The sequence below is a fragment of the Amycolatopsis rhizosphaerae genome (assembly GCF_007713715.1).
GTDB classification, from domain to species: Bacteria; Actinomycetota; Actinomycetes; order Mycobacteriales; family Pseudonocardiaceae; genus Amycolatopsis_E; species Amycolatopsis_E rhizosphaerae.
Genome location: NZ_VJWX01000455.1, coordinates 1 through 5,745, shown reverse-complemented (window position 1 = coordinate 5,745; position 5,745 = coordinate 1). Strand labels below are relative to the sequence as shown.

At 69.0% G+C, this 5,745-nt stretch carries 4 protein-coding genes; 2 read left to right on the top strand and 2 right to left on the bottom strand.

Annotation, left to right across the window (positions count from 1 at the left end):
- Window positions 1-314 precede the first annotated feature (314 nt).
- Window positions 315-1,247, bottom strand: coding sequence for a cytochrome c oxidase assembly protein (locus FNH05_RS30425; RefSeq protein WP_144592297.1), 933 nt, complete (start codon window positions 1,245-1,247; stop codon window positions 315-317).
- A gap of 180 nt (window positions 1,248-1,427) precedes the next feature.
- Between FNH05_RS30425 and FNH05_RS30420 the strand changes: the two genes are divergently transcribed.
- Entirely contained in the window at window positions 1,428-3,914 is a 2,487-nt protein-coding gene (locus tag FNH05_RS30420) for a plasma-membrane proton-efflux P-type ATPase (protein ID WP_222426751.1), read from the top strand.
- Here the strand turns inward: FNH05_RS30420 and FNH05_RS30415 are convergent.
- Entirely contained in the window at window positions 3,850-4,287 is a 438-nt protein-coding gene (locus tag FNH05_RS30415) for a universal stress protein (protein ID WP_144592296.1), read from the bottom strand. The genes FNH05_RS30420 and FNH05_RS30415 overlap by 65 nt on opposite strands.
- A gap of 326 nt (window positions 4,288-4,613) precedes the next feature.
- On the opposite strand from FNH05_RS30415, the gene FNH05_RS30410 reads away from it, so the two are divergent.
- Window positions 4,614-5,745 (top strand): transglycosylase domain-containing protein (locus FNH05_RS30410; RefSeq protein WP_186382817.1); only part of this gene is annotated, 1,132 nt, incomplete at its 3' end.

Here is a 5,745-nt window from a genome sequence, read left to right as displayed (position 1 = left end):
ATCATCGCTCCGGCGGGCAGGAACAGCAACGACGTGGACAGCACCGTGCGGGCGGCGACCCCGGACAACGACACGCTGATCAGCAGCACCACGCCGAACGCAAGGACCAAAACCACCGGCACACTCCCGCCATAGCCACCCAACCCGGCACCGGATCTCGGGGACGGGGTGCCGACCAGACTTCCCGGCGCGCCGCCCGTAAAGATGCCGCAAAGACCATGTCAAGGTCAAACCATCGGGCCGGGACAACGGTGCACATCACAACGCCTGGCCGAGGGCGTGCATGAGGGTGCCGAGGCGGTGGCCTCCGAAGGTCACCGGCGGTTGTCCCTGGCCAGGGCCGCGAGCATCTCGTTGTAGGCGCGAAGGGCTTCTTCGCCGTCGAGGTCGGCGTTCTCGTCGAGTCCCCGGCCGATGGCGGACCGGCGCGCTGCGTTGAGCCAGGGCCCGAGGTCGGTGGCCTGGGTGCGGACCCAGTCGGTGATCACGACGATCGCCACCGCCGCCATCAGGGCGTCACCGCCCACCCACATGATCGCGCCACCCCAGTGGAGGTCCTGAAGCGGTGCCGGGCCCCAGGTGCGGGGGATCGCGGCATAGGCGGGGAAGGGTTCGGCGGGGGTCATCATCAGGCTGATGCCGACGACGGTGTCCACCGCCATTCCGGGCAACAGGAGCAGGAGCCGCAGCAGCGGGGGCCAGGGGCGGCGCAGCGGCTCGTGTGGGAGCACCGCCGCGAGCAGGAGGTATCCGCTGGCGAGGTAGGCGAACTCTTCGAGCCCGTGCAGCCACGGGTGGATCAGGGCGCTCTGCTGGAACGGGGTCAGATGGGTGCCGACCACCACCGCGGTGTAGAGCGCGAACGCGGTCAGGGGATGGGTCCCGAGCACGGCCCAGCGGCTGTTGGCGACGCCGCTCAGTGCCCGGCGCAGCCCGCCTCGGGCGGTCACGCGGAGCAGTTCGGCCGGTCTGCCGAAGACGAGGAAGGCCGGGGCGACCATGATCAGCAGCAGATGCTGCGCCATGTGCATCGAGAAGAGGACGTCGCTGTAGACCTCGACGGCGCCACCGGTCGCGACGGTGGTGACGGTAAGGCCCGCGAAGAACCAGATCGTCCGGGAAACCGGCCAGCGCGTCGCCTTGGCCACGCCCCCCGCGTAGGCGAGGGCGGCCACGCCGAGCAGCACGCCGGCCGCGACGGGCATGTTCCAGGTGATCAGCAGGCTGTGCCAGGTGAGAGGGCTCATCACCGACTAGTATGCACTGAGCAACTGTTGCGTGGTGCGGATGTCGCCGTGGTGGCCGAAAAAGGTCGGACGGGCGCTCGAAGGACTTTCGGCCCTGCGATCGGTCCCAAGTTCCCGTCGCTCGGACTATCCGGTTCTGCTGGTGTGGAGGGTGAATCGGCGAGGGAAAGAGGTCGCAGGGTGAACGCGTCGGAGGATCTGGCGGGAATGCCACTGGCGCAGGCGCTGGCCGAATTGGACAGTTCTCCGGGTGGCTTGACGGCCGACGAGGCGCGTGATCGTCTCGAACGGTATGGCCCGAACGAGATCGCCGAGCGCCGCAAGCATCCGCTGCTGGTGTTTTTCGGGTACTTCTGGGCGCCGATCCCGTGGATGATCGAGGTCGCGCTGGTGCTCTCGGTGGTCGTCGGGCACTGGGCGGACGCCGTCATCATCGGCGCCTTGCTGGTGATGAACGGTGCCGTGGCCTTCACCGAGGAGCACCAGGCGGCGAATGCGATCGCCGCACTCAAGCAGCGGCTGGCGGCCACGGCGAGGGTTTTACGTGACGGATCGTGGATTTCGGCACCGGCGCGGGAGCTGGTGCCCGGTGACGTGGTGCGGGTGCGGCTCGGTGATGTGGTGCCCGCGGACGTCCGGGTGCTCGGCGAGGTTTCCTTCGACATCGACCAGTCGGCGCTGACGGGGGAGTCGCTGCCGGTCGGGCGCGGTGCGGGCGAGGCACTGTTCTCGGGGGCGGTCGTGGTTCGCGGCGAAGGGGACGCCGTGGTCTACGGGACCGGGGCGAACTCGTTCTTCGGGCGGACGACGGCGTTGGTGGGTGCCGCGGGCACGGTAAGTCACTTCCAGCGCGCTGTGCTGCGCATCGGCCAGCGCCTGATCGTGCTCGCGCTCGCGCTGGTATCGCTGACCGTCGTGGTTTCCCTGCTCCGCGGCAATCCGGTGCTGGACACCGTGGAGTTCGCGCTGGTCGTCACGATCGCTTCGGTACCGGTGGCGTTGCCCGCGGTGCTGTCGGTCACCATGGCGGTCGGCGCCCGGAAACTCGCCCGCCATCAGGCCGTGGTCAGCCACCTGCCCGCGGTGGAGGAACTGGGCGGCATCGACGTGTTGTGTTCGGACAAGACCGGAACGCTGACCCGGAACGCGCTCGCCCTCGTCGCCTGCTGGACCGCGCCGGGCGTGGGCGAAGGCGAGTTGCTCGCCGCGGCCGCGGCCGCTTCCCGTGCCGAGGACCGGGATCCGATCGACCTCGCCGTGCTGGCGGCCGCCGGTAGCGCCCCGGCGGGCACGGTGGAGCGGTTCGTGCCGTTCGATCCGGTGACCAAGCGCACCGAGGCCTTGCTGCGCGGGCGTGACGGGCTGCCTCAGCGCGTGAGCAAGGGGGCGCCACAGGTCATCGCCGCGTTGTGCACGGGAGACCCCGTGGTGGGCGAGGTGAACCGGGTGGTCGAGGAGTACGCCGTCCGTGGACACCGGTCGCTGGCGGTGGCCGGTACCAGGCGTGACGGTGCCTGGACGTTGCTGGGTGTCCTCGCGCTGGCCGATCCGCCCCGTGAGGACTCCGCCGCCACCATCGCCGCGGCCCGTGAGCAGGGGATCGAGGTCAAGATGGTGACCGGTGACCAGGTTGCCATCGGACGGGAGATCGCCCGGCAGGTCGGCTTGGGCGAGGGGATCCTCGACGCCGCCGACCTCGGTACCGAAGGGACCACCGATGTGGAGGCGGCCTCGCTGGTGGACGGGGCCGACGGGTTCGCGCAGGTGTTTCCCGAGCACAAGTACCGGATCGTCCGGCTGCTCCAGGGGCGGGGCCACATCGTCGGCATGACGGGCGACGGGGTGAACGACGCTCCCGCCCTCAAACAGGCCGACGCCGGGATCGCGGTCGCCGGCGCGACCGACGCCGCCCGCGCGGCGGCCGACGTCGTACTGCTGGCTCCCGGCTTGTCGGTGATCGTGGAGGCCATCCGCCAAGCGCGGGAGATCTTCGCGCGGATGACCAGCTACGCCACCTACCGCATCGCCGAGACCCTCCGGGTGCTGCTGCTGATCACCCTGGCCATCGTCGCGTTCAACTTTTTCCCGGTCACCGCGGTGATGATCGTGTTCCTGGCGCTGCTCAACGACGCCGCGATCCTGACCATCGCCTACGACCGGGTTCGCGGCTCGAAGAAACCGGCCGTATGGGACATGCGGGGAGTGGGCACACTGGCCGTCGCTCTGGGAGTGCTGGGCGTGGCCGAAACCTTCCTGCTGTTCGCGCTGGCGGTCGGTGTGCTGCACCTCGACCCGGACCTGGTCCGGACGCTGATCTACCTGAAGCTGTCCGTCTCGGGACACCTGACGATCTTCGTCACGAGGACGCGGGGCCCGTTCTGGTCGTCGCCCCGGCCCGCGCGGCCGCTGCTGGCCGCCGTGGTCGGAACCCAGCTCATCGCGACCCTCATCGCCGTGTACGGCCTGGTGATGACTCCGCTCGGCTGGGCATGGGCCGGTGTGGTGTGGGCGTATTCGCTGCTCTGGTTCGTGGTCGAAGACCGGGTCAAGATCGCCGCACGGAACTGGCTGGAACGGCACCCGGCGGCCGCGCCGTCAACGCTCACTCCGGGCGCGGACGGACCACGACCACGGGGCATTCGGCGTGCTGAACGCAATGCTGGCTGACCGATCCCAGCAAGAGACCCACAGCGCTACCATGCCCACGGCTGCCGACGACCAGAAGATCCGCGGTACGGCTGGCCTCGATCAGGACGTCGGCGGCGTGGCCCCGGACCACGGCGCCCGCAACAGGAGCGGACTCGTCCCTATCCGTGGCCCGCTCGATCGCGTTGTCGAGTGCCTTGCGTGCTTCTCCGGCCCAGTCGACACCTTGACCGGAGGGGATGTAGCCGAAGGTGGCGGGAACCTCCCATGCGGTGATGGCGCGAACCGTCGCTCCACTCAGGCGGGCTTCGCGGACTGCCCACCGCAGTGCTTCGACACTGCCTTGTGACCCGTCCACACCGGCCACGATCGTTCTCGTCAGGGCTTCGGGCATGGCTCCTCCTTACGCGCAGTTTGCCTTGATTGTCGGTGCGGAGCGTGCAGGCAGCAGCGGGAAGCGCACACCCAAAGGTTGTGAGGGGCAATACTTGCTGTATGCATATGACCGTGTTCCCCGAAGACGGCCAACGCCGCGATCCCCGACGCCCGGTGCGGCCGTCTGCCGGTCCGAACCGGGCGTTCCCGCCTCCATCGCGGGCGATTCCGCCGGGGCGCCCGATGGGCCCTCCGCCGCGGCAGGGGGCTCCTCGATACGACCGTTCCGAAAACCCGCACGGTCCTCCTCGCCGATCCCGGCCGCCCACGGAGGTGTCGGCGGAGGTGCGGCAGCGGCGGCGCCGGAAGCGGATCTGGCGGCGGGTGCGGCGCACGCTGTACGTGCTGGGGGGCCTGGCCGTGGTCGGTCCGGTGGTGGCCTTCCTCATCACGTACTTCACGGTCAGCGTGCCCGATCCGAACGCGCTCGCGGCGAGCGAGAACCAGCCGGTGACGCTGTACTACGCCGATGGATCTCCTCTCTCGGCGCGATCCACCGCAGGGAGCCACCGGCTGGTGACCTGGGATCAGGTCCCGCAGGCGATGAAGAACGCGCAGATCGCGGCCGAGGACGAGACGTTCATGACGAACTCGGGATTCGACCTGAAGGCCATCGCGCGCACGGTGTGGAACCGGCTGACCGGCGGTACCGGGGGTGGTTCGACCATCGGGCAGGAATACGTCAAGAAGGCCACCGGCAACGATTCACCCACGCTGAGCCGCAAGTGGGTGGAAATGGTCGAGTCGTACAAGATGACCCGGACCTATTCCAAAGAGGACATCCTCACCGCCTACCTGAACACGGTGTATTACGGGCGTGGTGCCTACGGGATCGCCACGGCCGCGCAGTTCTACTTCGACGAGGACGTCAGCAAGCTGACCACCGAGCAGTCCGCGCTGCTGGCCGGACTGGTGCAGTTGCCAAGCCAGGCGAACAACGAGACCTACCAGCACAAGCGGTTCACCTATGTGATGGGGCGGTTGCTGGCCAACCACTGGATCACCCAGGCCGAGCATGACTCGGCGCGGTTCCCCACCCCGGTCCCGGCCGCCGGCAAGGGGAGCGGAGCCGGGCCGGCGGATCGGCAGTACATCATGGCGGAGGTGTTCGCGGAGCTGGCGCGGCACGGTTACGGTGAGGAGCAGTTGACCACGTCGGGGGCGAAGATCTACACCACGATCCGGCCGGACGCGCAGGCCGATGCCGAGGCTTCGGTGGGCAAGATCATGGCGGCGGATCAGGCGTATCCGGACGAGGGGGCGGCGCTCGTTTCGGCCGATCCCGGTAGTGGGGAGATCCTGGCCTACTACGGTGGGGACGGTTCGACCACCTACGACCTGGCGACCACCCCGCAGCAGCCGGGTTCGTCGTTCAAGCCGTACGTCCTGGCGGCGGGGCTGCGTGCCGATCCGCAGA